This window comes from Cylindrospermopsis curvispora GIHE-G1 (genome assembly GCF_014489415.1).
GTDB classification, from domain to species: Bacteria; Cyanobacteriota; Cyanobacteriia; order Cyanobacteriales; family Nostocaceae; genus Raphidiopsis; species Raphidiopsis curvispora_A.
In genome coordinates, this window is record NZ_CP060822.1 from 155,702 (window position 1) to 181,830 (window position 26,129).

Annotated in this window: 39 protein-coding genes and 1 pseudogene; 5 read left to right on the top strand and 35 right to left on the bottom strand. The window is 44.0% G+C overall.

All coding sequences use genetic code 11. The features are described from left to right. Positions 1 to 6: 6 nt before the first annotated feature. From recO to IAR63_RS00745, 3 genes are all read left to right on the top strand, one after another. Entirely contained in the window at positions 7 to 903 is an 897-nt protein-coding gene (gene recO / locus IAR63_RS00735) for a DNA repair protein RecO (protein WP_187706240.1), read from the top strand. Continuing rightward, a complete protein-coding gene (locus tag IAR63_RS00740; protein ID WP_187706241.1) occupies positions 887 to 2,485 on the top strand; it encodes an MFS transporter in 1,599 nt (532 codons plus the stop codon). Before recO ends, IAR63_RS00740 begins: the two co-directional genes overlap by 17 nt. A 94-nt stretch (positions 2,486 to 2,579) precedes the next feature. After that, a complete protein-coding gene (locus IAR63_RS00745) occupies positions 2,580 to 3,707 on the top strand; it encodes a glycosyltransferase family 4 protein (RefSeq protein WP_187706242.1) in 1,128 nt (375 codons plus the stop codon). Positions 3,708 to 3,775: 68 nt separating this feature from the next. Here IAR63_RS00745 and IAR63_RS00750 read toward each other — a convergent pair. The 34 genes and pseudogenes from IAR63_RS00750 to rplC all read right to left on the bottom strand — a co-directional run. Further along, a pseudogene (locus IAR63_RS00750) lies at positions 3,776 to 4,030 on the bottom strand (ribulose bisphosphate carboxylase small subunit); the annotation flags it as partial. A 60-nt stretch (positions 4,031 to 4,090) separates the two neighbouring features. Next, entirely contained in the window at positions 4,091 to 4,324 is a 234-nt protein-coding gene (gene secG, locus IAR63_RS00755) for a preprotein translocase subunit SecG (protein ID WP_187706243.1), read from the bottom strand. 153 nt (positions 4,325 to 4,477) lie between these two features. Further along, positions 4,478 to 6,076: a 2,3-bisphosphoglycerate-independent phosphoglycerate mutase gene (gpmI, locus tag IAR63_RS00760; RefSeq protein ID WP_187706244.1), complete on the bottom strand. Its 1,599-nt coding sequence runs from the start codon at positions 6,074 to 6,076 to the stop codon at positions 4,478 to 4,480. A gap of 101 nt (positions 6,077 to 6,177) precedes the next feature. Continuing rightward, a complete protein-coding gene (gene prfA, locus IAR63_RS00765) occupies positions 6,178 to 7,272 on the bottom strand; it encodes a peptide chain release factor 1 (protein WP_096544748.1) in 1,095 nt (364 codons plus the stop codon). A gap of 106 nt (positions 7,273 to 7,378) precedes the next feature. Next, positions 7,379 to 7,612, bottom strand: coding sequence for a 50S ribosomal protein L31 (gene rpmE, locus IAR63_RS00770; protein ID WP_061544925.1), 234 nt, complete (start codon positions 7,610 to 7,612; stop codon positions 7,379 to 7,381). A gap of 69 nt (positions 7,613 to 7,681) precedes the next feature. Beyond that, entirely contained in the window at positions 7,682 to 8,101 is a 420-nt protein-coding gene (gene rpsI / locus IAR63_RS00775) for a 30S ribosomal protein S9 (protein ID WP_187706245.1), read from the bottom strand. A 2-nt stretch (positions 8,102 to 8,103) separates the two neighbouring features. Next, the gene (gene rplM, locus IAR63_RS00780; protein ID WP_187706246.1) at positions 8,104 to 8,559 is read right to left on the bottom strand and encodes a 50S ribosomal protein L13; all 456 of its coding nucleotides are present in this window, start codon (positions 8,557 to 8,559) and stop codon (positions 8,104 to 8,106) included. Then, positions 8,552 to 9,427: a tRNA pseudouridine(38-40) synthase TruA gene (gene truA / locus IAR63_RS00785; RefSeq protein ID WP_187707291.1), complete on the bottom strand. Its 876-nt coding sequence runs from the start codon at positions 9,425 to 9,427 to the stop codon at positions 8,552 to 8,554. Before truA ends, rplM begins: the two co-directional genes overlap by 8 nt. 28 nt (positions 9,428 to 9,455) lie before the next feature. Further along, a complete protein-coding gene (gene rplQ, locus IAR63_RS00790) occupies positions 9,456 to 9,806 on the bottom strand; it encodes a 50S ribosomal protein L17 (RefSeq protein WP_187706247.1) in 351 nt (116 codons plus the stop codon). A 33-nt stretch (positions 9,807 to 9,839) separates the two neighbouring features. Next, a complete protein-coding gene (locus tag IAR63_RS00795; protein WP_187706248.1) occupies positions 9,840 to 10,784 on the bottom strand; it encodes a DNA-directed RNA polymerase subunit alpha in 945 nt (314 codons plus the stop codon). A 243-nt stretch (positions 10,785 to 11,027) separates the two neighbouring features. Further along, on the bottom strand, positions 11,028 to 11,423 hold the full coding sequence (gene rpsK / locus IAR63_RS00800; protein ID WP_187706249.1) for a 30S ribosomal protein S11: 396 nt from the start codon (positions 11,421 to 11,423) through the stop codon (positions 11,028 to 11,030). A 35-nt stretch (positions 11,424 to 11,458) separates the two neighbouring features. Then, positions 11,459 to 11,839 (bottom strand): 30S ribosomal protein S13, encoded by a 381-nt coding sequence (gene rpsM, locus IAR63_RS00805; protein WP_187706250.1) that lies wholly within the window; start codon positions 11,837 to 11,839, stop codon positions 11,459 to 11,461. Between the two features lie 72 nt (positions 11,840 to 11,911). After that, complete coding sequence (gene rpmJ, locus IAR63_RS00810) at positions 11,912 to 12,025, bottom strand: 50S ribosomal protein L36 (protein WP_071985141.1); 114 nt, start codon at positions 12,023 to 12,025, stop codon at positions 11,912 to 11,914. A gap of 105 nt (positions 12,026 to 12,130) precedes the next feature. Continuing rightward, a complete protein-coding gene (gene infA / locus IAR63_RS00815) occupies positions 12,131 to 12,355 on the bottom strand; it encodes a translation initiation factor IF-1 (protein WP_006276978.1) in 225 nt (74 codons plus the stop codon). 142 nt (positions 12,356 to 12,497) lie between these two features. After that, complete coding sequence (locus IAR63_RS00820; protein ID WP_187706251.1) at positions 12,498 to 13,052, bottom strand: adenylate kinase; 555 nt, start codon at positions 13,050 to 13,052, stop codon at positions 12,498 to 12,500. Continuing rightward, positions 13,052 to 14,365 (bottom strand): preprotein translocase subunit SecY, encoded by a 1,314-nt coding sequence (secY, locus tag IAR63_RS00825; protein ID WP_187706252.1) that lies wholly within the window; start codon positions 14,363 to 14,365, stop codon positions 13,052 to 13,054. The genes IAR63_RS00820 and secY overlap by 1 nt, the downstream gene beginning before the upstream one ends. A gap of 55 nt (positions 14,366 to 14,420) precedes the next feature. Continuing rightward, a complete protein-coding gene (gene rplO / locus IAR63_RS00830) occupies positions 14,421 to 14,867 on the bottom strand; it encodes a 50S ribosomal protein L15 (protein ID WP_187706253.1) in 447 nt (148 codons plus the stop codon). Positions 14,868 to 14,948: 81 nt separating this feature from the next. Beyond that, a complete protein-coding gene (rpsE, locus tag IAR63_RS00835) occupies positions 14,949 to 15,473 on the bottom strand; it encodes a 30S ribosomal protein S5 (RefSeq protein ID WP_006276970.1) in 525 nt (174 codons plus the stop codon). Between the two features lie 63 nt (positions 15,474 to 15,536). Then, positions 15,537 to 15,899 carry a 50S ribosomal protein L18 gene (gene rplR / locus IAR63_RS00840; protein ID WP_009344498.1) on the bottom strand — a complete coding sequence of 121 codons (363 nt, stop codon included), beginning with the start codon at positions 15,897 to 15,899 and terminating at the stop codon, positions 15,537 to 15,539. Positions 15,900 to 15,901: 2 nt separating this feature from the next. Beyond that, positions 15,902 to 16,450, bottom strand: coding sequence for a 50S ribosomal protein L6 (rplF, locus tag IAR63_RS00845; protein ID WP_187706254.1), 549 nt, complete (start codon positions 16,448 to 16,450; stop codon positions 15,902 to 15,904). 90 nt (positions 16,451 to 16,540) lie between these two features. Next, positions 16,541 to 16,942: a 30S ribosomal protein S8 gene (gene rpsH / locus IAR63_RS00850; protein ID WP_187706255.1), complete on the bottom strand. Its 402-nt coding sequence runs from the start codon at positions 16,940 to 16,942 to the stop codon at positions 16,541 to 16,543. 20 nt (positions 16,943 to 16,962) lie between these two features. After that, a complete protein-coding gene (rplE, locus tag IAR63_RS00855) occupies positions 16,963 to 17,511 on the bottom strand; it encodes a 50S ribosomal protein L5 (protein WP_187706256.1) in 549 nt (182 codons plus the stop codon). Between the two features lie 4 nt (positions 17,512 to 17,515). Then, complete coding sequence (rplX, locus tag IAR63_RS00860) at positions 17,516 to 17,863, bottom strand: 50S ribosomal protein L24 (protein ID WP_006276965.1); 348 nt, start codon at positions 17,861 to 17,863, stop codon at positions 17,516 to 17,518. Next, positions 17,863 to 18,231, bottom strand: a complete 369-nt coding sequence (rplN, locus tag IAR63_RS00865) for a 50S ribosomal protein L14 (protein ID WP_006276964.1) — start codon at positions 18,229 to 18,231, stop codon at positions 17,863 to 17,865. Before rplN ends, rplX begins: the two co-directional genes overlap by 1 nt. A 57-nt stretch (positions 18,232 to 18,288) precedes the next feature. After that, the gene (rpsQ, locus tag IAR63_RS00870; RefSeq protein ID WP_006276963.1) at positions 18,289 to 18,534 is read right to left on the bottom strand and encodes a 30S ribosomal protein S17; all 246 of its coding nucleotides are present in this window, start codon (positions 18,532 to 18,534) and stop codon (positions 18,289 to 18,291) included. A 6-nt stretch (positions 18,535 to 18,540) separates the two neighbouring features. After that, on the bottom strand, positions 18,541 to 18,768 hold the full coding sequence (gene rpmC / locus IAR63_RS00875) for a 50S ribosomal protein L29 (RefSeq protein WP_187706257.1): 228 nt from the start codon (positions 18,766 to 18,768) through the stop codon (positions 18,541 to 18,543). A gap of 3 nt (positions 18,769 to 18,771) precedes the next feature. Then, the gene (gene rplP, locus IAR63_RS00880) at positions 18,772 to 19,197 is read right to left on the bottom strand and encodes a 50S ribosomal protein L16 (RefSeq protein ID WP_006276961.1); all 426 of its coding nucleotides are present in this window, start codon (positions 19,195 to 19,197) and stop codon (positions 18,772 to 18,774) included. Between the two features lie 78 nt (positions 19,198 to 19,275). Continuing rightward, positions 19,276 to 20,031 carry a 30S ribosomal protein S3 gene (rpsC, locus tag IAR63_RS00885; protein ID WP_187706258.1) on the bottom strand — a complete coding sequence of 252 codons (756 nt, stop codon included), beginning with the start codon at positions 20,029 to 20,031 and terminating at the stop codon, positions 19,276 to 19,278. Between the two features lie 76 nt (positions 20,032 to 20,107). Next, positions 20,108 to 20,461, bottom strand: a complete 354-nt coding sequence (rplV, locus tag IAR63_RS00890) for a 50S ribosomal protein L22 (RefSeq protein WP_187706259.1) — start codon at positions 20,459 to 20,461, stop codon at positions 20,108 to 20,110. 65 nt (positions 20,462 to 20,526) lie between these two features. Continuing rightward, positions 20,527 to 20,805: a 30S ribosomal protein S19 gene (gene rpsS / locus IAR63_RS00895; RefSeq protein WP_187706260.1), complete on the bottom strand. Its 279-nt coding sequence runs from the start codon at positions 20,803 to 20,805 to the stop codon at positions 20,527 to 20,529. Between the two features lie 44 nt (positions 20,806 to 20,849). Then, positions 20,850 to 21,713, bottom strand: coding sequence for a 50S ribosomal protein L2 (gene rplB, locus IAR63_RS00900; protein ID WP_187706261.1), 864 nt, complete (start codon positions 21,711 to 21,713; stop codon positions 20,850 to 20,852). Positions 21,714 to 21,835: 122 nt separating this feature from the next. Further along, positions 21,836 to 22,150, bottom strand: a complete 315-nt coding sequence (locus tag IAR63_RS00905) for a 50S ribosomal protein L23 (RefSeq protein WP_187706262.1) — start codon at positions 22,148 to 22,150, stop codon at positions 21,836 to 21,838. Further along, on the bottom strand, positions 22,143 to 22,784 hold the full coding sequence (gene rplD, locus IAR63_RS00910) for a 50S ribosomal protein L4 (protein ID WP_187706263.1): 642 nt from the start codon (positions 22,782 to 22,784) through the stop codon (positions 22,143 to 22,145). Before rplD ends, IAR63_RS00905 begins: the two co-directional genes overlap by 8 nt. A gap of 59 nt (positions 22,785 to 22,843) precedes the next feature. Next, positions 22,844 to 23,482: a 50S ribosomal protein L3 gene (rplC, locus tag IAR63_RS00915; protein ID WP_187706264.1), complete on the bottom strand. Its 639-nt coding sequence runs from the start codon at positions 23,480 to 23,482 to the stop codon at positions 22,844 to 22,846. Positions 23,483 to 24,233: 751 nt separating this feature from the next. On the opposite strand from rplC, the gene ndhN reads away from it, so the two are divergent. Together ndhN and IAR63_RS00925 are read left to right on the top strand one after the other, a co-directional pair. Then, positions 24,234 to 24,710, top strand: a complete 477-nt coding sequence (ndhN, locus tag IAR63_RS00920) for an NAD(P)H-quinone oxidoreductase subunit N (RefSeq protein ID WP_187706265.1) — start codon at positions 24,234 to 24,236, stop codon at positions 24,708 to 24,710. Positions 24,711 to 24,839: 129 nt separating this feature from the next. After that, complete coding sequence (locus tag IAR63_RS00925) at positions 24,840 to 25,379, top strand: DUF3172 domain-containing protein (protein ID WP_187706266.1); 540 nt, start codon at positions 24,840 to 24,842, stop codon at positions 25,377 to 25,379. Positions 25,380 to 25,401: 22 nt separating this feature from the next. Here the strand turns inward: IAR63_RS00925 and IAR63_RS00930 are convergent, their stop codons facing one another. Next, positions 25,402 to 26,094 carry an AMIN domain-containing protein gene (locus tag IAR63_RS00930; protein ID WP_187706267.1) on the bottom strand — a complete coding sequence of 231 codons (693 nt, stop codon included), beginning with the start codon at positions 26,092 to 26,094 and terminating at the stop codon, positions 25,402 to 25,404. Positions 26,095 to 26,129 lie beyond the last annotated feature (35 nt).

Sequence of the window (26,129 nt, forward strand, 5' to 3'; positions counted from 1 at the left end):
TTACTAATGAACGGGAGTTATCACGTAAGGGGAATCAATCTTAAAAGCCAGTTTCTAGGTGAGTCGGATCAAATACTCACCGTGTTAACCAGGGAGTTGGGCCTAGTTAAGGCGATCGCCCCTGGTTCCAGAAAGTACCAATCTAGCCTAAATGGTAGAAGTGGAATATTCATGGTGAATGAATTATTGATTTCCTCTGGCAAATCTAACCCCACTCAAACATCAAGCCTTTATAGGATTAACCAAGCACAGACCCTCAAGACCTATCCTGGACTGACCAAAAGTTTAGGAAAACTGGCAGCGAGTCAATATTTAGCAGAAATTGCGCTCCATCAAGCATTGGAGGAGCATCCCCAACTAGAGCTATATGACTTATTAAATCAACATCTTGAGACCTTAGATTCCCTCCCCCCAATTCCCCAGATTGCCATAGTAGCACATTTAGTTAAGGGAGTCTTTGATATGTTAAACTTAGTTGGAATAAGCCCACAGGTCCAAGTGTGCTGTTTAACCCAAAAACCCTTAATACCAGATTTAAGCAATCCAAAATGGCAAGCTGGTTTCAGTACAACAGCGGGGGGAACAATTTGCCTACAAACCTGGGAAAACTTAAAAAAACAGGAAAACTTTCATGAGCCAAAAATCCCAGAAAATGACTTTGAAAGGGTTTTGCACCACCAAGAGTTACCAAAAATTTCCCGTCGATTGGGAGCAAAAGAATTAATGATGCTCCAATATTTATCCCAACCAGGGATAATACAAATAGATTCAGCCTATGATGATAGCTGGTTATCTGTTGAGCAGATCTTGCGCCATTATACTCAGTACCACCTGGGTTTTCCTATTCGCTCTGCTACCTTGATAGATTCCTATTTTGCTCCCAACCATGATGCAATCGTCTGATTTAGATAGAAACAACCAGCCCTTATCACCCAAATTTAAACACAAAAATAGGGTGAAATCATACCAAGATAATCACCAGCAAAGATCCGTGAAGGGATTTTCCATGGAAAAAACCAAGACAAGTGATTTACCAAAATCACCTCCCACCAACTCGGATCTTCCTCTGGAGGTAAATCCTATTAATGAACCTGCTGAGACCACCCGTGAAAACGAAAAAGCAGTTTTAGAAGAGACACCATCACAACTAGACGTAGAAGATAGAGACGGTTCCGGGTCCGATCTAAAATCTAGTAGTAAGCATGGAAAGGAAGGATTTTTCCCAGTATTAAAAAATCGCAATTTTCTAGCACTTTGGGGGGGGCAAATCTTTTGTCAATTAGCTGACAAAGTATATCTAGTTCTTATGATTGCCTTAATCAACAGTGAGTTTCAACAAAGGGGTCAAAGTATTAGTGGTTGGGTTTCAGCCCTAATGATGATTTTTACCATTCCCGCAGTTTTGTTTGGTTCTGTTGCTGGGGTATTTGTGGACCGCTGGTCAAAAAAAGCTGTACTAGTAGCATCTAATATTTGGCGTGGTATTCTAGTTATTGCCATTCCCTTTTTAATCTGGTTAACCCATGATTGGCATCCTATAGGCGCTTTGCCAGTAGGTTTTTTAATGATCTTACTGGTGACCTTTTTAGTTTCTACCTTCACCCAATTTTTTGCCCCTGCAGAACAGGCCACTATTCCTCTAGTGGTGGAAGAACAACATTTACTCTCCGCCAATTCTCTGTACACAACTACAATGATGGCATCAGTAATTATTGGTTTTGCAGTAGGTGAACCAGTTTTAGTTTTAGCTGATAGTCTCTGGTCAAAATTCGGTGGTGCTGGTGGACTGGGCAAAGAAATTTTAGTTGGCAGTAGTTATGGTATTGCTGGTATCATTTTACTCCTAATTCAAACTCAAGAAAAACCTCATCCTCCAGAAACAGAATTTCCCCATCTTTTATCCGACTTGTGGGATGGTTTGAACTACCTCAAGTCCAATCGCAGCATTAGAAATGCTATGTTACAGTTAACCATATTATTTTCTGTATTTGCAGCGCTTACTGTTTTAGCAGTTCGTATGGCAGAAATTATCCCCAATTTAAAGGCCTCCCAATTTGGTTTTTTATTGGCCGCAGGTGGTGTGGGTATTGCTGCTGGTGCTACAATTGTGGGACAGTTCGGTCGCAGTTTTACCTATGGACAGTTGAGTTTATGGGGTTCCTTGGGAATGTCGGGATCTTTGGTTGGTCTTGCTATCTTCACAAACCAACTATGGCCCGTACTGCTATTAGTAGCACTGCTAGGTGTTTTTGGGGCTTTGGTCGGTATTCCCATGCAAACAACTATTCAAACCGAAACCCCAGCAGAAATGCGTGGTAAAGTGTTTGGACTGCAAAATAACTTGATTAACATTGCTCTAACCCTACCTCTAGCTTTAGCTGGTCTAGCGGAGAATTTTATTGGGTTAAAGTCAGTTTTTTTGCTTTTATCCGTCATTGTATTTGGCGGAGGAATAATTACCTGGTATAATTCGAGCAATCATTAGTTAATAAAAGTTGATTAACAGTTCAAAAACCACTAAGTTTTGTGCTACAATTGTTCCCAAGATAATTTCTCAATTTTTCGTAGCCAAATAAAGAATGCGTATAGCCTGGATTGGAAAAAAATCACCCTTTTGTGGCAATGTTACTTACAGTAGGGAAATTACAAATGGTCTGTTGGACAGGGGACATGATGTAAGTTTTTTACATTTTGCTCAGGAAGAATCTCAACCTGATAACTGGCCAAATTTTAAGGAAGTTCCCTTACCATTTATCTATAAGTCGCAAGTCTACACACTTCCCGCTTTCAATGCAACTAAAGTTTTAAAAGACGCGCTACGGGAAATACAACCCCAAATAGTTCATGCTTCCTTAACCTTATCCACCCTTGACTTTGTTTTACCCGAAATTTGTCAGGAACTAAATATTCCCCTAGTGGCCACTTTCCATACTCCTTTTGCGGGTAAAGGTGCCAAATTGATCTCTGGTACCCAATTGCTAGCGTACCAGTTATATGCTCCTTTTTTAGACAACTATCACCGGGTGATTGTATTTTCCCAAATTCAAAAAGAATTATTGGTAAAAATGGGAGTTAGGGAAGCAAAAATTGCTGTTATCCCTAATGGGGTAGATACTGTGAAATACTCTCCTGGTACTTCTAAGGTGAAAGATGAATTTAATGCAGAACGACTATTTGTTTATCAAGGTCGTCTCGCACCGGAGAAAAACGTTGAATCCCTACTAAGAGCATGGAAACAGTCATCCATGTCACCTACTAGCAAGCTGTTAATAGTTGGCGATGGTCCTTTGAGATCTTCACTCGAGCCATTTTATGAATCTGAATATGGTATTATCTGGTTAGGTTTTGTTGCTAGTGAGGAGCGACGTATAGAGATACTAAGAGGTGCGGACTTATTTATTTTACCTTCTTTGGTAGAAGGCTTGTCTCTATCTTTGTTAGAAGCTATGTCCTGCGGTTTGGCATGTCTTGCCACTGATGTGGGTGCAGATGGAGAAGTTTTAGAAAAGGGAGCAGGCGTTTTAATCAGTACAAGGTCTGTGCGCTCTCAAATTAGAACTATTTTACCTTTATTTCAAGATCATCCAGAGTTAACTGCCCTGTTAGGTCAAAAAGCAAGAAAACGCGTCCTAGAAAAATATACTCTCAGTGATAATATAACCAGTTTGGAGAAGCTTTACCACGGGGTTTTACCAAAAGCTATATAATTTTTCTACATGATTCTTGTACAGTTTAGACTGTAACCAAACCCTACCATACTAACCTCAATTTTTTCCTAGGGGCGCTGAATAATAGTTTCTAGCACTCGACGTTTCAATTTAGGATCAATAACTACCAAGCGTACATATTCACCAGGATGTTCCAATAAACAAGACTCCAAAGCGAAAACTGCTTGTGAATAATCGCTCATATGTAAATTGCCACAACTTTGCCAAGATCCCATAGAAAATCGTCTTTTGTCAACGTATTCCACAGTGATCTTATAACCCTGGGATAAAACCTGACGAATTTGTCCCTGGGTGTGTAGACTTATCAGACTTAAAGGGGTGCTATTTTCTAAAGTGTTATGTGAATTGATACCAATTGTACGCTATTTTGGCAACCAGTTAGAACTTAAAACCACTGTTAAACCCAGAAAAATAACTACCAGGGACCAAGTAACGCGATTGAGTGTATTCTCAGCACTTTTAGTACTGCTAAAAAGTTGAGCTTGTCCACCAATAGCTCCAATACCATCTCCTTTGGGACTATGTAGCAAAACTAAAACGATTAAACCCAAAGCAGAAAAGGCCCAAATTCCTTGTAGAATATTGTTAATGTTCATAGCTAGTCAAAGTGGTGTAAATTGAACTTGAATAATGACGGTGCAAGTCCTACAAAGAACTATAATGTGATAAAAAACCTGCAAGTGCAGGTTTTATCCCTATTTGCGACTTGGAATCGCCATTACTTGGAAATACGAAAAAGTATAACTTATTTACAATCCCACTTGTACAGGTCTACGAGGAAATTGTAAATCATATTCGGGCGCTCTCAAGAGGGATTTACCAGTCATTTCTGGAGGTTGAGGTAGTTTCAAAATATCCAGAATGGTGGGAGCAATGTCCGATAGTTTGCCATCATTACGCAAATCAACATTTGCACCATATCCTGGTATTTTCAGCTTTTCTCCTTCGATTAAAATCAAGGGAACTGGGTTAGTAGTATGAGCTGTCCAGGGACTGCCATTTTCATCTACCATATACTCAGCATTGCCATGATCAGCTGTAATGATCAATGTACCACCTGCTTTACCCACGCTTTCTACCAGTTTGCCCAAACATCGATCAACAGTTTCAATAGCCACCACGGTAGCATCCACTTTCCCCGTATGGCCTACCATGTCAGGGTTGGCATAATTCATCACTATTAAAGAATAAATTCTTTTCTCTATAGCGGAAATAGCCAAACTGGTCACAGCGTCAGCAGACATTTGGGGTTCCTTGTCGTATGTAGGAACCTGGGGACTTGCTACCATTGCTCTGTCTTCACCTTCATAAGCATACTCTAATCCCCCATTAAAGAAATAGGTGACATGAGCATACTTTTCAGTTTCTGCAGTGCGAAACTGCTTGAGACCATGATTAGCAATCACCTCACCCAACATATTCTGTAAGTTCTGGGGGGTAAATGCTACAGATACAGGCAACTCGGGATCATATTGGGTAAAGGTGACAAAAGACAGAGGTGTAATTTGCTCCCGTGGAAAACCCTGAAAATTACAACTGACAAAAGCCTGAGTCAATTCCCTGGCCCGATCTGGGCGAAAATTAAAGAATATCACCCCATCACCAGGACTAATTGCACCGGGAGCAATTCTCACAGGAACGATAAACTCGTCGGTTACTCCCTCAGCATATAAAGACTGCAAAACCTCTACAGCTGTTTTTCCTTTACCAGCACCCTCTTGTGTCATTACATCGTAGGCCAGTTGGACCCTGTCCCAACGACGGTCTCTGTCCATAGCATAATATCGACCACTGATAGTAGTTATTCTTCCTACTCCCACCCGGTCTATATAGTTTTGCAATTGTTGGATGGTTTTGATTCCATCCACTGGTTGGGTATCACGCCCGTCCATAATAGCGTGAATACATACATCTAAAACTTGCTGTGATTTAGCAAAATCAAGCAAGCCTAACAGATGGGTAATATGAGAGTGTACCCCTCCATCAGAACAAAGGCCAACTAGATGCAACTTGCCATTTCGGGATTTCACTTCTTGGCAAATGTTGAGAAGTGCGGAATTAGTAGCTAGAGAACCATCTTCTACAGCATCAGAGATGCGTACCAGTTCTTGGGGAACCACTCTTCCAGCGCCAATGTTCAAATGACCAACTTCTGAGTTGCCCATTTGACCTTCTGGCAACCCTACGGCTTTTCCTGATGTGCGGATGAGGGTGTGGGGATAACCTGCCCATAAACCGTCCATAATGGGAGTTTTAGCAGCTGCGATCGCGTTTCCACGTTTATCCTCACAATAGCCCCATCCGTCTAAAATGACTAGCACCACAGGACTAACAGGTGCTTTGGTCATAGTAAAATTGCCCTTTACTTTTTTTAATAACCGAATAATAGCACTACTCCCTGAAGATTGCAGCAATAATTTCCACAACCTGCAAGTGTAGTTAGGTAACTCTAGTTATTAGCAGTAGCTAGTTCTGCTAAACGTTCCTGTTGATCTTGAGAAATACAAGATTGAATTAAAGTTTCCAAGTCCCCTTCTAAAACTGGACTGAGGGTGAAGTTTTGCCCCAAACGATGGTCAGTAGCTCGACTATCTTTATAATTGTAGGTGCGGATCTTTTCTGAACGAGAACCAGTACCAACTTGAGATCTCCTCATGGAAGTCACCGCTTCTTGTTGTTCCCGTAGTTTGATTTCATAGAGTTTAGCCCTAAGAATTTGCATTGCCCGTTCCTTATTCTGTAGCTGACTGCGCTCTTCGGTGCAGAAAATGCGTATACCGGTTGGTTTGTGAAACAAATCAACTGCTGTTTCCACTTTGTTGACGTTTTGCCCACCAGCACCACCGGAACGAGCGGTAGTCATTTCAATATCTTTTGGGTCAATGTGTACTTCCACATCATCAACTTCGGGCATAATCGCCACTGTAGCTGTGGAGGTGTGAACTCTACCACCCGCTTCCGTTGCTGGAACCCGCTGAACACGATGGACCCCAGCTTCAAACTTTAACTTGCTGTAAACGCTATCACCTTGAATTTCTAGAATTACTTCTTTAAATCCACCCATCTCTCCTGGAGATTCGCTAACTAGTTTCACCTTCCAACCCTGGGTGTCAGCATAACGGGAGTACATGCGCAGCAAATCTCCAGCCCAAATACTGGCTTCATCTCCACCAGTACCAGCGCGGATTTCCAACATGATGTTTTTCTCATCGTTAGGATCACGGGGCAGCAGTAATATTTTTAACTGCTCTTCTAAATGTTCTATCTTGTTTTCCAAGTCTTTTACTTCCATGGTTGCCATTTCATGCAACTCCGGATCTCCATTAGACTCTTTTAGTATCTGCCTTGCTCCAACTAACTCCTCTTGAGAGTTTTTCCATGTTTCATAGGCAATTACTACCTCTTCTAAAGAGGAACGGGACTTGGCAATCTTCTGATACTCATCAGGACTTTTTGCCGTGTCCGGATCGGCTAACCGACGAGTTAATTCGTGAAAGGTTTGTTCAACAGATTTCAGTTTCTCCAGCAAATATGATTCAGCCATAACTAGTAAACAAGCTCCTAAAAAATCACAAGTTGGCCCAAGTTAAAAACAACAAGCGACCCCGCAATTATGCAGGGTCCCTGTAGTACAAGCTACAGCCAACCAGCTACTTTTTCTTTTTGTTACCTTGCTCGCTAGACATGCCATACTTACGAAGAAAGCGTTCCACACGACCCTCAGCATCAATAATTTTCTGAGTACCAGTGTAGTAGGGATGGTTTCCAGACCAAACATCTACGTGTAATTCGGGTTTAGTTGAACCGACGGTCATCACAACCTGACCATTACAATAGACTTTAGCTTCTGGATACCACTGGGGATGAATATCAGGTTTAGCCATTTTTCCTTTTGTGGTGTTTATCAAAATTATAGCTTTTATAGCTTTGCAACTCGACAGCTTTTCCGTCAACTATCGTTTTGAGTATTGAGGGGCTTTTCGAGCTTTATGTAATCCGTATTTCTTCCGCTCTTTAGCTCGTGGATCCCGAGTTAAATAACCCTCAATTTTTAAGGGTGAACGATTGTCTGGATCCAACTGACATAGGGCACGAGCTACACCCAAACGAATTGAGTCCGCTTGTCCAGTTAGACCGCCACCTTTGGCTTTTACTAAAATGTCGTACTCGTTTTCCAACCCTAGAGTTTCTAAAGGGGCTTTAATGACTCCTAAGTAGTTGGGATTGTATTGGAAGTACAACTCCCCTTCTTTGCCATTAACCACAAATTTACCCTCTCCAGGAACTAGACGTACCTGTGCAACTGCGGACTTGCGCCGACCAGTGCCCCAATACAGAGCACGACCACTATTATTTTCTGCTACTGTTGCCATGATTAGTTTTCTCCCGGAATAGTGTTAATAATTAGTTCTTTAGGTTTTTGTGCTGTGTGAGGATGGGTCGAACCACTATAAACTTTCAGTTTGGTGAATAACTGTCTACCTAAGCTATTTTTAGGTAACATACCTTTTACAGCATGCTCGACTATTCTTTCTGGTAGGCGCTGTTGCAATTTAGCAAAGGTTTCTGTTTTCATCCCACCGGGACGACCGGAATGCCTCCGGTAAAGTTTTTGACTCTGTTTTTTGCCCGTAACTACCACTTTTTCCGCATTGATTACTACTACAAAGTCTCCTGTATCTAAATGGGGGGTATATTCAGCTTTTCTTTTACCCCGGAGAACCATGGCAATTTCAGTTGCTAGCCTACCTAGACGCTTGTCTGCGGCATCTACTACATACCAGTCACGTTTAATTTCTTCCTCTGGAGGAAGATAAGTTTTACTACTCATTGTTTTTTCCTTTGTCGGTTTTAAGTGATCTGTCATCGGTCCGGTGACCAAATACTAAATAAGGTTGAGTTTCATACCAAATTTCCCGGGAAAAGGGAAAGTCACTATATCCAACCCTTAGTAAGCATAGACCTTGAGGTGGTGCTGCATATTTCACTTTTTCTCGGTCTTCTGTTTGCCAAATGTTTGTGAAATCCTCTAGGGACTTCTGTTTGCTTCCTACCTGCACCAACATCCCCACTAATAACCTTACCATGCCATACAAAAATCCATTGGCTTGAATCTCTATATGTACTAATGAACCTTGCCGACCACATTCCACTGCTTGTATTTCTACCCAGGAATGCGATCGCGCTGATCCAGCACGGTGAAAAGCTGCTAGGTGGTGTTTTCCCACCAGGGGACTTAAAGCCGCTTGCATCAACTCTTCTTCCAGGGGAGCATAATAATAATGCCAACTAAACGGACTCACAAACAAGTTTGGTAGAGCTTCAGTATAGATTGTATATCTATATCGTCGGTACACTGCACTAAATCGGGCGTGCCAACTTTCGTTTACACCAGCAGAAGCCCTGATTAGTATATCCGGGGGTAAGTAACTGTTCAAAACGGTTGCCCACTTGTGCCCAGGTATATGCCCTGTAGCATTGAAATGGGCAACTTGAGCAGCTGCATGAACCCCGGCATCAGTCCTTCCCGCACCATGTAGTGTTACATGATGCCCTAGAACACTGGCTATAGCTGTTTCTATTTCTTCTTGGACTGTACGGTGGGCTTTTTGCCGTTGCCACCCATGGAAGTTGGTACCTAGATACTGAATAACTAAGGCAACTCGATAAGTTGGGGTGGGCTGGCGGCTATCTGACATCATGGGTTGGATGGGTTTTCCCTATTCCCTACACTAGTTCAATAATCGCCATTTCGGCATGATCGCCCCGACGGGGCACAGTATGCAAAATACGGGTGTAACCACCTTGACGATTCCCATACCGAGTTGGTGCTTGTTCAAATAATGCCTTGACTAGGGACTTATCGTAGATATAACCCAATGCCTCTCTACGAGCTGACAAAGACCCATCTTTTGCCAAAGTGATCATCTTTTCTGCTTCACTACGTACTACCTTAGCACGAACTAGTGTGGTAGTAATACGACCATGACGTATAAGCTCTGTGGTCAGCGATCGCAATAAAGCACGACGCTGGTCTGCTGGTTTACCAAGTTTTTTTACTTTACAACGGTGACGCATAATAGGGACCTATTACTATGAAAAACAATCGGACTAGCTTGGTTTAGAACTTCTTTCCTGTGGTAAAGTAATACCTAGACGGCGCTGTAAGGCTTCCACTACTTCTTCTGCCGATTTTTGACCAAAGTTCTTGATTTCTAACAAGTCTTCTTGGGTATAATCCAACAAATCTGCTACAGAATTAACTTGAGCACGTTTCAGGCAGTTGTAAGCACGAACAGATAGCTGTAACTCCTCAATAGGAATTTGGGCAGTGGGATCATCTGGCATATCCAAGCCCATGTCCGTAGGCTCCAAGGAGATATCCTTAAGAGGGTTAAATAATTCTACCAGAATTGCCGCAGATGAAGACAAGGCCTCCTGGGGTGAAATACTGCCATTAGTCCAAACTTCCAACAAAAGCCGATCTTTCAGGCTACCATCACCACGGGATTCCTCCACGCTATAATTAACTTTTCGCACTGGCATAAATACTGAGTCAATCTGCAAAAAGTCCAGGGATGTAGCCTCTTCTCTTCCCTTTTCTACAGTGCGATAGCCCTTACCTCTTTCAATGCGAAACTCCATTTCCAGTTTGCCGCCCTCTGCTAAAGTAGCTACATACTGGGTAGGATCAATCACCTCTACCTCACCAGGCAAATCAAAATGGGCTGCAGTAACCGTTGTGGGACCGGTAACCAGCAACCTTCCTATTTGCGGTTGATGGGAATAGCTTTTGAGAATCACCTCTTTCATCCGCATGATGATTTCCATCACATCTTCCCGCACACCGGGAACTGTGGCAAACTCATGGGTAACACCAGCTATTCTTACTGCAGTAACTGCTGTTCCCTCTAAATTAGATAGCAAAACCCGTCGCAACGCATTACCTACCGTCGTTCCCTGACCCCTTTCCAGGGGTTCTAGGACGAACTTGCCATAATGATTACGACTTTCCTCGGTACTAGACTCTACACATTCAATTTGAAACTGCGCCACGGAGTAGCCTCCCCTTTAAGGTGCTGCTGGCAAAAATTTGCCCCTCGAATTAACTTTATGCCCTGATCTGTAATTTTGGTGGATCAAAGTGCCATAATTTAAACCAATCTCTAACCAATCTTTCCAGTAATAAAAGTTTAACTTTCCCAATTGGTTATCTAGAGTTTTCCCCTCCCCTTGAGGAAAGCCCATCAAGGGGGAATCCTGTTCACCATTAATACCAAATGAATGCCAACTACATATTTACACCCGACGGCGTTTAGGTGGACGACAGCCATTATGGGGAATAGGAGTAACATCCCGAATCAGGGTAATTTCTAATCCTGCCCCTTGTAAAGCTCGAATTGCCGTTTCCCTTCCTGCTCCTGGTCCACTAACCATCACCTGAATTTGACGCATTCCTTGGTCAATAGCGCGACGACCGGCGCTTTCAGCTGCGGTCTGGGCGGCAAAGGGAGTACCTTTTTTTGCCCCCTTAAATCCACTGGAACCAGCACTGGCCCAGGAGATTACATCTCCATTTTGGTCCGTAATGGTGACAATGCTATTGTTGAAAGTAGATTGAATGTAGGCAATGCCATTAGGTACATTCTTCTTCTGCTTTTTACTCCCGGTTTTTTTGGTTGGTTGTCTTGCCATGTTTGTTTGCTGAATTTAGACTAAAACTTGTTCACTTATTTACCAGGGGCCTTTTTCTTACCAGCCACTGTTTGTCTTCTACCGCGTCTGGTTCTGGCATTGGTACGGGTTCTTTGACCCCTCACAGGTAGACCCATACGATGACGACGACCACGATAACAGCCTATGTCAACTAGACGCTTGATATTCATGGCCTCTAAACGTCGCAGATCCCCTTCCACTTGATAGTTGCTTTCTATCTCAGCTCTTAAAGCCGCTAAATCAGCATCAGTCAAGTCTTTAACCCGGGTGTCTGGGTTTACATCTGTAGCTGCTAAAATGTCCTGCGACCTTGTCAGTCCAATCCCATATATGTAAGTTAGACCGATCTCTACGCGTTTGTCACGCGGTAGGTCTACTCCTGCAATCCGTGCCACAATTAATCTCTCCCTCTTTTTTTGGTCATTTTCTTTATCAGCCTACTGAAACTGCAAATTTAATTGACAGTTTTAGCCTTGCCTTTGCTTGTGTTTAGGGTTTTCACAAATAACCATAACGCGACCACGACGTTTAATCACGTTACACTTATCACAGATTTTCTTGACTGAGGCTCTAACTTTCATGGCCTTTTTGTTGAACTCCAAATGGTGAATTATAACATTTCCCGAAAAATTATTTCAGTCACTACGAAGGGAAAATCCGCAGCTTTTATGATAAGATTGTTGGTCTTACTTCTTCCGTAGTCGGTAGGTAATACGACCCTTAGTTAGGTCATAGGGGGTCAGCTCCACCTTGACCCGGTCCCCCGGCAAAATTTTGATATAATTACGGCGGATTTTCCCAGAAATGTGTGCTAGGACATTAAACCCGTTATCTAGGTCAACTCGAAACATGGCGTTGGGCAATGATTCGGTTACAGTCCCTTCCATTTCAATCAAGTCTTGTTTAGACAAGTTTTTTCCTCAACTCGGTAATTATTCGTTCCAGGACAGATGCAGTCTTGACAAGGAACCAATGTGGAATATATCAACAGCTTATTAATATATCTTAGCTAAAAGGGATGGGGAAGATGGATTAGAAACTGGGGTCATCTCCTTAAACAGTGATAGCCATTTTTAAGGCGCTGGTGACTTCTTCTTGGGATTGGTTACCATTAACAGTCAAGAGCTTCTGGCGATCGCCATAATACTGAATTAGGGGAGCAGTGTCTCGCCTGTAAACATTTAGTCTATGGCGAATAACATCCTCCGAGTCATCTTTTCTACCCCTTCCCAACAAGCGAGAGACGACAATCTCATCGGGTGCGTCAAGATTAACCACCCTTTCTGAATCACCCTGGATCCGGTCTAAAAGATTGCCCAAGAAAACTGCCTGAGATACTGTGCGGGGGAACCCATCAAGAATCCAACCTTTTTGGGCATCTGATTTTTGCAGTCTTTCTTCCACCATATCTTGCACCAGCTGGTCAGGGACTAGATCACCCTTGTCCATGTACTCCTGAGCTTTCACACCCAGAGCTGTTTGGTCAGTAATGGCTTGGCGTAAAATGTCCCCAGTGGAAATGTGAGGAACCTGGAAAAAATCAGCCAAAACCTTGGCTTGAGTTCCCTTACCTGCACCTGGTGGTCCCAAGAAGATTAATCGCGTCACTATTGTTTCACCATTCCTTCATAGCGTTGAGAGATGACGTAAGTCTGGATTTGCCTTGCCGTATCAATGGCCACACCCACTAAAATCAACAAAGAAGTGGCTCCCAAACCTCTAAAAGTTGGTACATTTAAAGTGCTTTCCACCGCAGTAGGAATAATGGCCACCAGTCCTAAGAACATAGCTCCCAAAAAAGTTAAGCGGTTGCTGACGCGCTCAATATACTCACTAGTAGCTTTGCCCGGTCTAATCCCAGGAATACTAGAACCCATTTTCTTCAAGTTTTGAGCCACATCTACCGGGTTGAGAATCAAGGAAGAATAGAAATAGCTAAAGAAGATAATAGAAATCATGTACACCAAAGCATACACCCAAGAACTAGATCCGCTAGGGCTCAAATAGGTGTTAACTATATTTGCCAATTCAACATTCTTAGTGAAGTTAGCAATTAGCAAGGGCAAACTGAGGATGGCAGCGGCAAAAATAATCGGCATGACACCGCCCTGATTCAACCGTAAAGGCAGAAAACTTCTTTGTTCTGCTAAAACTCGCCGACCTACCTGACGGCGTGCAGAAATAATTGGAATTCGGCGTATACCTTCCTGGACGAACACGATACCAATAATGGTGGCTACAAACACCAACACCAAAACAATCACCCGTCCCACAATTTCCCTACCACCGACCTGCACCAAGTCAATAGTGTCACCCAGGGACTTAGGTAAGGAAGCCACAATATTGACAAAAATCAACAAAGATGCACCATTGCCAATTCCCCGCTCCGTAATCAACTCGGATGCCCACATAACAAACATGGAACCAGCAGTCAAGGCTATTGCGGTTTCCGCCACAAAAATGGGGCCTGGATTGAGGGCAAACTGCTGCAGGAACAAAGCTGAAAAAGCCGTACTCTGAAGAATTGCCCAACCCAAAGACACATATCGGGTAATCTGAGATATTTTCCGCCTTCCTGCTTCTCCTTCATTTTTCTGTAAATTTTCTAAAGAAGGAATAGCAGCAGTCAACAATTGGATAATAATAGACGCATTGATAAAGGGAAGAATACCCAAGGCAAAAACACCCAAGGTGGATAGTCCCCTTCCCGAAAATATATCCAACAAACCGAAAATGGCATTATTCCCAGATATGGCCTCTGCAAATCTTTCGCGGTTAATTCCGGGAACTGGCAAAAAGATGCCCAATCGCACCAAAATTAGAATCCCGACCGTGACAAGCAGCCTTCCTCTTAGTCCAGCTGCTTGTGCCATTTGCATGAAAGTTTCTTGAGCCGTTGGGGCTTTGTCTCGACTGATCATAAAGTCTTACCTTGATAGTGAACCGGGTGCTGGCAGCTAGTTGACTAGCATATCCTCAGCTTAAAACCTCACAACTACCACCAGCAGCCTCAATTTTGCTCCGAGCTTGACCGGTGAAAGCTGCTGCTTGCACCTTGAGTGGAACACCCAATTCCCCATTACCCAAGACTTTTAAAGGTCCTTTAACGGAGGTAAGAATACCCGCCTCTTTTAAAGAGGCCAGATTTACTTCCGAGTTAGGGGGTAGGGAAGCCAACTTCTCTACATTTATCGTAGTGTAAACCCGACGATTGACTACAGGAAAACCCTTGAGTTTAGGTATCCGACGGTAAAGGGGTTGTTGACCACCTTCAAAACCCGGTCTAGTGCTGCTACCAGAGCGGGACTTTTGACCCCGCATGCCCAGACCCGCACTAGCGCCTTGACCGGCAGAAATACCTCTACCTACACGCTTACGGCGTTTTTTAGAGCCCTTTTGAGGCTTAACATCGTTCAGTCTCATGTTGATTTGGGTGTTTAGATTTAGTATTGATCCTCTGATTGTGCTATGGATTTTCCTGAGAAAATCCTGCATAAAGCATTATTAAATATAGAGATTCTCTACCGCAATGCCCCGATCTTCAGCGACTTCAGCAAATGTCCGCAGTGTAGATAAAGCATTAACAGCAGCTCTAGCGTTATTTAAAGGGTTATTAGAACCTAGTTGTTTGGCTAGAACGTTACGTACCCCAGCTAATTCCAATACAGTTCTAACTGCACCACCAGCGATTACACCAGTACCTGGTGCGGCTGGACGCATAATCACCTTGGCTCCACCACCAACACCATCAATGGGGTGGGGAATAGAGTTAGACTTGGTGATAGGAATTTCAATCAGATGCTTTTTGCCATCTGCGACACCCTTTTTCACCGCTCCGATTACATCGGAAGCCTTACCAACTCCCACACCCACCTGACCACGTTCGTTGCCAACGATGACAATTGCCCGGAAGCTGAGTTTTTTACCACCTTTGACTACCTTACTGACACGACGGATTTGAATCACCCGTTCTTGCCAATTGGTTTCTTCTTTCTTTGCTTTACTTGCCTTACGACGACCCGTTGCCATAATCACTTTTCTCTCAACGTCAGTTGTCAGTTGTCAGTTGGGACTTTTTCCCCACAGAAAACTTTAGAAATCCAAACCTGCTTCCCGTGCTGCCTCAGCTAAAGCCTGAATACGACCATGATAAAGATTACCACCTCGATCAAATACGACCTTAGTAATACCCTTCTCCAAGGAGCGCGCTGCTATTAACTTACCAACTTGGGCTGAAGCATCACAGTTGGCACCAGAGGCCAAATCAGACCTCAACTGAGGGTCTACTGTTGATGCTGCTACTAGTGTGCGATGTTGTGTGTCGTCAATAATTTGAGCATAAATATGCTCATTAGAGCGAAACACTGATAGACGTGGACGTTCTGGGGAACCGTTAACTTTACCACGTACGCGCCTATGGCGACGTTGTTTTGATTCTCTACGAGTAAGTTTCATGTTTACTTCTTACCTTTACCACCAGTCTTACCGGCTTTACGTCTTACCACTTCACCGGCATAACGAATACCTTTACCTTTATAGGGTTCCGGGGGACGAACAGCACGAATTTTAGCTGCTGTGTTACCCACCACCTCTTTGTCATAACCACTAACAATGACATTAGTGTTATTTTCAACAGCAAATTGAACTCCCGCTGGTGGTTCGATTTGCACCTGGTGGCTATAACCAATATTCAATACCAGATTGGCACCCTGCACCTGAGCCCGATAACCTACCCCTTGAATTTCCAACCGGCGTTGAAAACCTTGGGAAACGCCCTCCACCATATTGGCTACTAAAGTCCGGCTTAAACCGTGCATTTGTCGGGAAGTGCGTGTGTCATCACGTCTGGTGACTAACAATGTTTCTCCAGATTGAGAAACTGTGACGTGGGCGGGTAGATCACGGGAAAGCTCCCCCTTGGGACCCTTAACCACCACCTTTGTACCATCTATTGCCACCTGCACTTTGGCGGGAATAGTAATTGGACGTTTACCAATACGAGACATGAATTTTGTCCTTTGTCAGTTATGAGTTGTGAGTATGAGTCATCTAGAATTAGCCTGGGTCGCCCTACTCCCGAACTCCTGAGCTTGTTTTTACCAAACGTAGCAAAGCACTTCACCACCCAGGTTCTGGCGACGCGCTTCCCGGTCAGTCATAATTCCACTAGAGGTGGAAATAATCGCGATCCCAATACCACCTAGGACTCTTGGCAGTTCCTTTCTGTTGGAGTAAACTCGCAACCCAGGTTTACTTACACGTTTTAGAGCTGTGATTAGAGGTTGACGATTTTTACCTTTGTATTTCAGGGAAATAACTAGGTTACGTTTTACCCCTTCTCCCGCTTCAGTGTACTCGGAAATAAACCCCTCTTGCTGTAGAACCTTAGCAATACTACGAGTCATTTTTGTTGCTGGCACTTCCGTTGTTTGATGCCTTGCCAGGTTAGCATTGCGGATGCGCGTCAGCATATCTGCAATTGTGTCGTTAGCGGCCATCGTTCCCTCTTTAGATGAACTTATTGATCCCGAAAGGGCATTCCCATTTCTTTAAGCAAAGCACGACCTTCTTCGTCGGTTTTGGCTGTGGTGATAATTGAAATATCTAAACCACGGATTTGATCTATCCTGTCGTACTCGACTTCTGGAAAGATTAGTTGTTCTCTCACCCCTAGGGTGTAGTTACCTCGACCGTCGAAGCTCTTGGCACTAACCCCGCGAAAATCGCGAATTCTGGGTAGGGCCAAACTAATCAACCGATCCAAGAAAGCATACATCCGTTCGCCTCGGAGAGTCACCATAATGCCCACGGGCATGCCTTGACGAATTTTAAAGCCGGCGATCGCCTTTTTTGCTCTGGTCACCACTGGCTTTTGACCAGTAATTAGGGCAATTTCACTTAAAGACGCTTCTAAGGCCTTAGCATTTTGAGCCGCCTCCCCCAAACCTCGGTTAACAGTAACTTTCAGCACTTTAGGTACTTGATGCACATTAGTATACTGAAACTGTTGGGTTAGTTTGGGGACAATTGTTTGGCTATATAAAGTTTTGAGTCTAGTTGTGGCCATTCACCTACTTATCCAAAATCTCACCTGTTTTCTTCAGCATTCTCACTTTTTTGCCGTCTTCGGTAAAAGTGTAGCAGACACGACTAGCAATGTTTTGCTTAGTAGAATAGAGCATCACATTAGAGCTGTGAATGGGATACTCCTGGCTTACAATCCGACCAGATTCGCCTTCCTGTTGAGGTTTAACGTGCTTGGTCTTGATATTAACACCCTTAACAATCACCCTGCTGTCTTGAGGTAATGCTTTAATCACCTCGCCTACTTTACCCTTATCCTTGCCAGCAATCACTTGCACGGTATCACCGGTTTTGACGTGCATTTTATGGAATACCTTGGGTTTTACCTTGGCCATTACAGCACCTCCGGAGCGAGAGAAACTATTTTAGTAAAGTTTTTATCCCGTAATTCCCGAGCTACCGGTCCAAATACCCGTGTACCTTTGGGATTACCTTCTTTGTTGATAATTACTGCTGCATTATCATCAAAGCGAATACTCATGCCACTGTCACGGTTAATGCTCTTTTTAGTACGAACGATTACCGCTTCCACCACATCAGACTTTTTCACAGCCATATTGGGTTGGGCATCCTTAACAACGGCGATAATTCTATCGCCCACGCCACCATAACGGCGATTGCCAGCACCCAGTACCCTTATGCACATTAGTTTGCGGGCACCGCTGTTATCGGCAACATTGAGGTAGGTTTGGGGTTGAATCACAATTAATCTCCCGATAAAAGTTGTTAATCAAATAACAACCTAAACAACAACCATTCTTCAAGCCTTGACATTGAGGATTTCCGTCACTTGCCAACGCTTGGTTTTGCTCAGGGGTCTAGTTTCCTGAATGCGAACGCGATCGCCCACTTTGCAGCTGTTTTCCGCATCATGAACCTTATAGCGCCGGGTTTTAACCACGGTTTTACCGTACTTAGGGTGAGAAGACCGGTTTTCCACGGCGACCACCACAGTTTTTTGCATTTTATCGCTGACTACCAAGCCAACTCGTTCTTTGATTGCCATAATCTTCTAGTTGCTTTCTTGGGTCGGTTGACTACTTGCCTGTTTACGCTCTGTTTCTACTGTTAGTAGTTGAGCCAAACGGTGGCGGGCATGTTTAAACTGGTGGGGTTTTTCCAACTGTCTAGTAGCCTTTTGTAATCGCAGTTGAAATAGTTGTTTTTTCAAACTCACTATTTCCTCAGCCAGTTTTTCATCACTTAATTCTCGAGCTTCTGAAATCTTGGGAAGAGGCATAACCTACTCCTGCTCCTGTGGTTGAGAGCGGACAATAAACTTGGTTTTAATTGGCAACTTATAAGCAGCCAAGCGCATAGCTTCACGAGCTATTTCTTCAGACACACCAGCGATTTCAAACAGAATCCGACCTGGTTTGACCACCGCCACCCAAAATTCCGGATTACCCTTACCAGAACCCATCCGGGTTTCTGCGGGACGCATGGTAACAGGCTTATCTGGGAAGATGCGGATCCAGATTTTACCACCCCGGCGAATATAACGAGTCATTGCCCGACGGGAGGCTTCTATTTGGCGAGAGGTAATCCAACATGGTTCTTGGGCTTGCAGGGCAAAATCCCCAAAGTTTAGGGTGCTACCACGGTGTGCTAGACCCTCCATGCGTCCGCGTTGTTGTTTGCGGAATTTTGTTCTTCTAGGACTTAACATGGTTTGTGGATTGGTAGTTGGTAATCGGTGATTAGCAATTGGTTGCGACTAGTTTTGTTATAGCCACCTGTCACCTAATTACGCTTCATTTGACCGGTCTTCAAATTGCTGGCGACGGCGTTGTTGTTGACGACGACGGGGTTCACGCTCTCTGGTTACTGGTTGGGAGACAATGTCTTCTTGTCCGGGAATAATTTCTCCCTTGAACACCCAAACCTTAATACCCAAAATTCCGTAAACCGTTTGAGCTGTACAGTAGGAGTAGTCGATGTCAGCCCGTAGGGTATGTAACGGTACTCTCCCTTCACGAGTCCATTCAGTTCGAGCAATTTCCGCACCATTGAGACGACCACTCACCTGCACTTTGATTCCCTGCACTCCTGCTCTTTGGGCCCTTTGAATCGCTTGGCGAACTACGCGACGAAAAGAAACGCGTCTTTCTAGCTGTTGAGCAATATATTCAGCAATCAAATAGGCATCCGCATCTACTTTTTGCACTTCTACAACGTTGATGCGCACTTGTCGGTGACTGCCCAACAACTGCTGGAGTCCAGTACGCAGGGCCTCTATACCCTGTCCACCCCGGCCCACAACCACACCGGGTCTAGCCGTCCGCAGCTCTAAATCAACTTGATCAGCTTTACGCTCAATGTGGATCTCAGAAATACCAGCATTATTTTGAGCGTTTCTACCCAGCTTTTGTTCTATGTACTGACGGAGTTTGTGGTCTTCCTGCAGCAGTTCCGGATAGCGATCAGGAACTGCGAACCAAAGGGATTGATGTTCTTGTGTTATACCCAGACGAAACCCGACTGGATGAATTTTCTGTCCCACAAATGCTTCCTCTAAAATTTCTGACTGTACTCACACAACCCAATTAGTTGTAGCTGTGGTTGTAACCCTATCTGACTCATTGAGCAGCTTCTCCCACAGCAACAGTAATATGACAGGTCGGTTTACGAATCTGGTAAGCTCTCCCCTGGGCCCTGGGCTGGAATCTCTTCAAGACCGGACCTTGATCCGCATAGGCTTGGGTGATTACTAGACTCGCCCTGTCTAATCCAGCATTATGTTCGGCATTGGCAGCGGCACTTCTTAATACCTTTAACACTGGTTCACAAGCACGATAAGGCATAAATTCCAGGATGATTAGTGCCTCCCGATAAGATAGCCCCCGAATTTGATCTAACACCCGCCGCACTTTATAGGGAGAAACGCGGATGTATCGAGCGATCGCTTTAACTTCTGTAGTATCCGTTGCCATAATTTACTCCGTTTAGGGCCACTTGTCACCAGCTATGTTTTTGGGGCCAATGACTAATGACATAACTATCTGCCCGATTTTTTGTCGGTTTTTCCGTGGCCCCTGTAGGTACGAGTGGGAGCAAATTCTCCCAACTTGTGTCCCACCATTTGCTCATTCACAAACACTGGCACATGTTGTTTACCGTTGTGAACTGCAATAGTGTGACCTACCATAAGTGGCAGAATTGTAGAAGCCCTTGACCAAGTCTTAATAACTTGCTTTTCATTATTAGCGTTGAGCTTTTCAATCTTGCTGAGTAAGTGATCAGCAACAAAAGGACCCTTTTTTAAAGAACGACCCATAGTTCAATCTCAGATTTTGGATTTTGGGGTTTTGGATTTACATCCTAAGACTGACGACCGCCACGTCCCCGTTTAGAAGACTTACGACGACGACGTACAATCAATTTACTACTAGCTTTTTTACGCTTTCTGGTTTTAGCACCTAAAGCTGGTTTACCCCAAGGGGTAACCGGACCCGATCTGCCAATAGGTGCCCTACCCTCTCCACCACCATGGGGGTGATCTACAGGGTTCATCACACTACCTCTGACCTTAGGACGACGACCTTTCCAGCGATTTCTACCAGCTTTTCCTGCACTCAGGTTTCTGGCATCCGTATTGCCCACCTGGCCAATGGTGGCGTAGCATTCCCGGCGTACCATTCTCACTTCCCCGGATGGCAGCTTTAAGGTGACATAGTTACCTTCTTTTGCCATCAACTGGGCCGTTGCTCCAGCTGCACGCACTATTTGTCCACCTTTCCCTGGTGTCATTTCCACGTTGTGTACGTTAGTACCCAGGGGAATATTACCTAGGGGTAGGGCATTACCATCTTCAAAAGGTGCTTGGGGTCCAGCAGTGATCTTTGCCCCTACCTTCAAGCCATTGGGATGTAATATATACCGCTTCTCACCGTCTTCGTATTCTACTAAGGCAATCCGCGCATTCCGGTTAGGATCATATTCAACTGCTATAACTGTGGCGGTTATATCCCGCTTATCTCTTTTAAAGTCGATAATCCGGTATAGTTGTTTGTGTCCGCCCCCCCGACGACGGCTAGTTATCCGCCCTTGATTATTCCGACCTTTGGGTCTGTGCACTGATTCAGTCAGTGATTTTTCAGGTTCGGTTTTTGTGATCTCCGCAAAGTCTGAAATAGTGACTTGGCGAGTGCTAGGGGTGTAAGGGCGATAGGAACGAGTACCCATAAACGATTTTGGATTTTGGATTTTAGTATGGGAGGCTTTTGAGTTGGATGGGGATTTTTAATTGCTGCTTAAATATATCTACTAGACATGCTTTACTCAGCTTGAAATCCAATCTCAAATTCTTAAACGTCTGGGAACAGAACTTGTCTGATTTTTGTTTCATCCCCAGATGCAATAGTCACCACAGCTTTTTTGTACTGGGGTTTAAAGCCAGTAAACTTCCCTACACGACGCTTTTTCCTGGGTGGTAGGGCAGTATTTACTTTAACAACTTTAACCTGAAACAAATCTTCAATGGCGGCTTTAATCTGGGTCTTGGTAGACTTAGGAGTGACCTCAAATGTGTATTTGTTCTGCTCCATCATGATAGTGGCTTTTTCCGTCAGGATTGGACGTCGCACTAAGTCTGGTAGGTTGCGGGGTTCAAGGTTAGGCACTGTACACCTCTTGAATTTTGGTTAATGCTGAAGATGTAACTACAATCTTGTCAGCGTGCAACAGGTCAAATACGTTCAACTGGTCAGCCGCAATCACCTTAATGTTTTCCACATTACGGGCTGAAAGACTGATGGTCTCCGTGCTTTGCCCAATTTCTGACAAAATTAATAAGGTTTTTTGATCCGCTTCTGCTCCCCAACGAGCTAGCGCTGCCACCAATTCCTTACTTTTAGGACGTTGTAGTTGGTCTGTGAATTCTTCTACAACTATCAAATCTTCCCTACGGCTAACAAAAGCTGTACGCAGTGCTAAACGTCTCTCTTTACGATTAAGCTTGATGTTAAAGTCCCTCGGTTTTGGTCCGAAGATCACACCACCGCCACGCCATAATGGTGAACGAATAGAACCTGCTCGGGCACGACCAGTACCTTTCTGTCTCCAAGGTTTGCGACCGCCTCCTCGCACTTCTGCACGGGTTTTGGTGCTGGCTGTACCTTGGCGAGAATTGGTCATTTGTCTAACTAGGGCCCGGTGCACTATGTGGGACGCTGTCTCTTCCTTGGCAACTCGCAACTCGAAGCTGGTTTGACCAACCTCTTCTCCTTGCCAATTCTTAACTGTACTCTCAACCATTTTTCTGTCCTTTGTTAGTAGTCAGTTGTCAGTTTTTACTGACAGCTAATCAACTAAAACTATTTGTTACCAACTTTAGTCGTGGGCACTACATTGACTAAGCCACCGGGTTTGCCAGGAATTGCTCCCTTGATTAATATCAGGTTACGTTCCGCATCTACTTTCACCACGGTCAGTTTACGAACGGTGACGCGACTACCTCCCAATCTTCCTGCCATCCTTTTACCAGGATAAACACGACCAGGGGTTGTACCTGCTCCAATGGAACCAGGGGCTCTGTGGTTTTTGGAACCGTGGGACATTGGTCCCCTGCCAAAGTTATTGCGCTTCTGGTTACCCGCAAAACCACGCCCGATACTCGTCCCAATCACGTCTACAATCTGACCTACGCTGAAAATATCTGCCTTGATCTCCTGTCCTAGGGCATAATCACCTGCTGTGTCAGTCCGATATTCGTTTAAATACCGTACTGGTCCTGCTGATGACTTGGCCAGGTGACCTAACTTGGGTTTGTTTAACGCTTTTGGTTTTACTTCCCCATAGCCAACCTGAATGGCACAATAACCATCCGTGGGTTGGGTTTTAACTTGTGTAACAGTGCATGGACCAGCTTTGATGACGGTCACGGGAATGGATACTCCCGCTTCATCAAAAATTTGGGTCATGCCCAGCTTGGTGCCGAGAATACCTACAGACACAGTAACTGGTTCTCCTTAATCTAGTTGCTGACCTTGGGAGCGGATTTTCAGAGGATTTTACTACGTCCACAACAGAGTTGTACTGGCGTTAGACAGCGCAAACCGCTAGTGACGTAACAAACTGTGAGCCTACTGTTTGGTGAATCCGTCTATTGTTTCTCTTTTTTATCCACCAGAACAGTGATAATTACCTTTTTAATTGGAAGGCATTATTTCTGGTATCAGTGCAAAAGCTTATAGCTTTGCTTTTGTGCAGCAATGGGTTACTTTGTTCCACTGCTTTGGCACTCTCCGTTCGCAACAGGACTTAAGCAGTGATGCTCAGTATCCATTTTCTGATAACTTTCAGGTTGCTCTTAAGACCTTAAACTACTGTTTGAGGATCCGCCTTTTTAGGGCTGGCCGGAGCGAACTATAACTTAACTTCGTCAACTCAACTTCGTTTTGGCTGTGGGTTAGGGGCCTTCACTTGAGTTTTACCTAAATTGTCTCTATTTTAGCAGCTTTTTGGTTTTTTCACCAAAAGACCAAAGGCTTTGTGCTACTTTTTTCCAAGGCGGCTAAGAAGACCACTAGTACGGTTTAGTTACAATCTAACAATATAATCCATAAACCTGTTTTTGTCCAGTGGTTGATCAAAGATATTTTGGCAAGGTGTAAATGTATTGCCAAAATCCAACTTCCCAACCTATCCTAATCTACCATTAAGGTGAATAATAATAATAGAGATATATAGGTGGGAGAAAAATCTATGGCACTAATTACCACTGGCAGCGGTTTCATCCGGGATTTGGAAAAATTTGGTTCCTTGGGTGTATTTGTTCCCTTGGAAGGGGGGCATGAAGGTCGCTATCGCCGTCGTCTCAGGGCTGCAGGATATGTTAACCTTCATATTACAGCTAGAGGTTTAGGAGACGTAGCAGCCTATTTGATGGGGATTCACGGGATTAGACCTCCCCATCTGGGCAAAAAGAGTACCAGCAATGGTGCAGCGGTAGGTGAGGTACAATATTTACCCCCCTTAATCTCCTCCCATTTAGCCCAGCTACCCCCCAATTCCAAAGGATTGTTATTGTGGGTAATTGAGGGCAATATTCTTTCCGATCAGGAAGTGGAATATTTCACCAATTTACCCCGGTTGGAAACACGGGTCAAGGTAGTGATTGAAAGGGGTGGCGATCGCTATTTTCGTTGGACTCCCCTAGAAAAAACCTTACTGGCCAGTTAATTGCAGTTAATCACATTTAATTGTACTTAATTACCGGCGAACCTATTCGCCGTTGGCCAGGTTTTGGTCCAGGTCTGCAAATTGAAGCAAAACAATATTTAAACTGCTAAAGCAAGTAGTTAAGTAAAAATGAGACGTAAATCAACTCCTAGAACGGCTACAAGTTCCAAACCATCTATTTTTCAATCTCCCATATTTAATTTAACCACCATTGCTGTTTTAGGGGGAGTATTGGTCTTGGGTATTGGCATTGGCATTGCTTTTAGCTCCACCACCACCCTTACTCCCTCAAATGTAGCCAGCCGTGAATTTATTGATTTAAAAGCCCCAAATCCAGAAATTTGTGTTCAGTATGGGGCCAGTGCAATGGTTATGGATGCCCGATTGTTTGTTACTCTTAACCCATTTAATGTCTACGTATCACAACCAAATATTCGTCCTGGGTGTGTAATCCGCCAAAATAACTGGGCTATTTTAGAAAACAAGAAATTGGTCACATCTGATCAGGTAAGAGAGTGTAAAAATCGTCTGAATACTTTTGGATTTACTGGCAATTTGGACAGTGAAAAGCCTGATATTAGATGTATCTATCAAAATGAGGCGGGTCAAAATTTCTTCTTATCTCAACCAGGTGCAGTAGCACCCAATCAGGAAACAGACCGATTCTAGTTATTGATTGATAGTCATTTTTTTACCTCAAGAAAGGTATTGGTTGACCAAATTCAATAACAGGAACTTGAAAACCTTGATTTGAAGGCTCCGTTTTGGGGGTAGCGGTTGGCTGAGAGTTAGAGGGCATGATCAGGAATTGAGAAGGTGCAAAAGTGCTTCGATTCGGAGGTGGCACCATAATAAAGGGTTGTTGGTGATTGATCGGGTTAGTAATTGCTGATGGCAAACTAGAAGAGGGGAAAGATTTGGTGGTGGTTTGATCATCGGAAAATACCGGGCGTAATATCCAGCGTTTGGACTGGTGATCGGTGTGCACCCCCATAGCGTTCATATTCACCACTGTCCCCGGCTTAAATTCAATCACCATGCGGGTAATTTGAGAGCTAAATTGGGAAAGGCGAATTTTCTGAATTCTACCAGAATAGGTTTTTTGGGTTTCCACATTGCCCAGTTGAGTATTAGGTAAATCTATCACCAAGCGAGAAGGTTGTTCAAGGTAGAAGTAATCCGCTTTGGTCTTGTTAGAAAGGTTTAGTTCTATCTGTTGTGATTTGACATGAAGTAGCCACTTATAGAGTATAGCTTTAGGGAATGAATTGGCTAACGCTAACTCCATCCAACTGTTAAAAGTTAACAGCGTAAACAAACTCAACACTTGCAGCCTAAACATATAAAATAAAAAACGGGTCTTATTACTGATCGGATTGTTCATTGTTGTAATTTGAATTGGTATGTCAGTGATTTGGG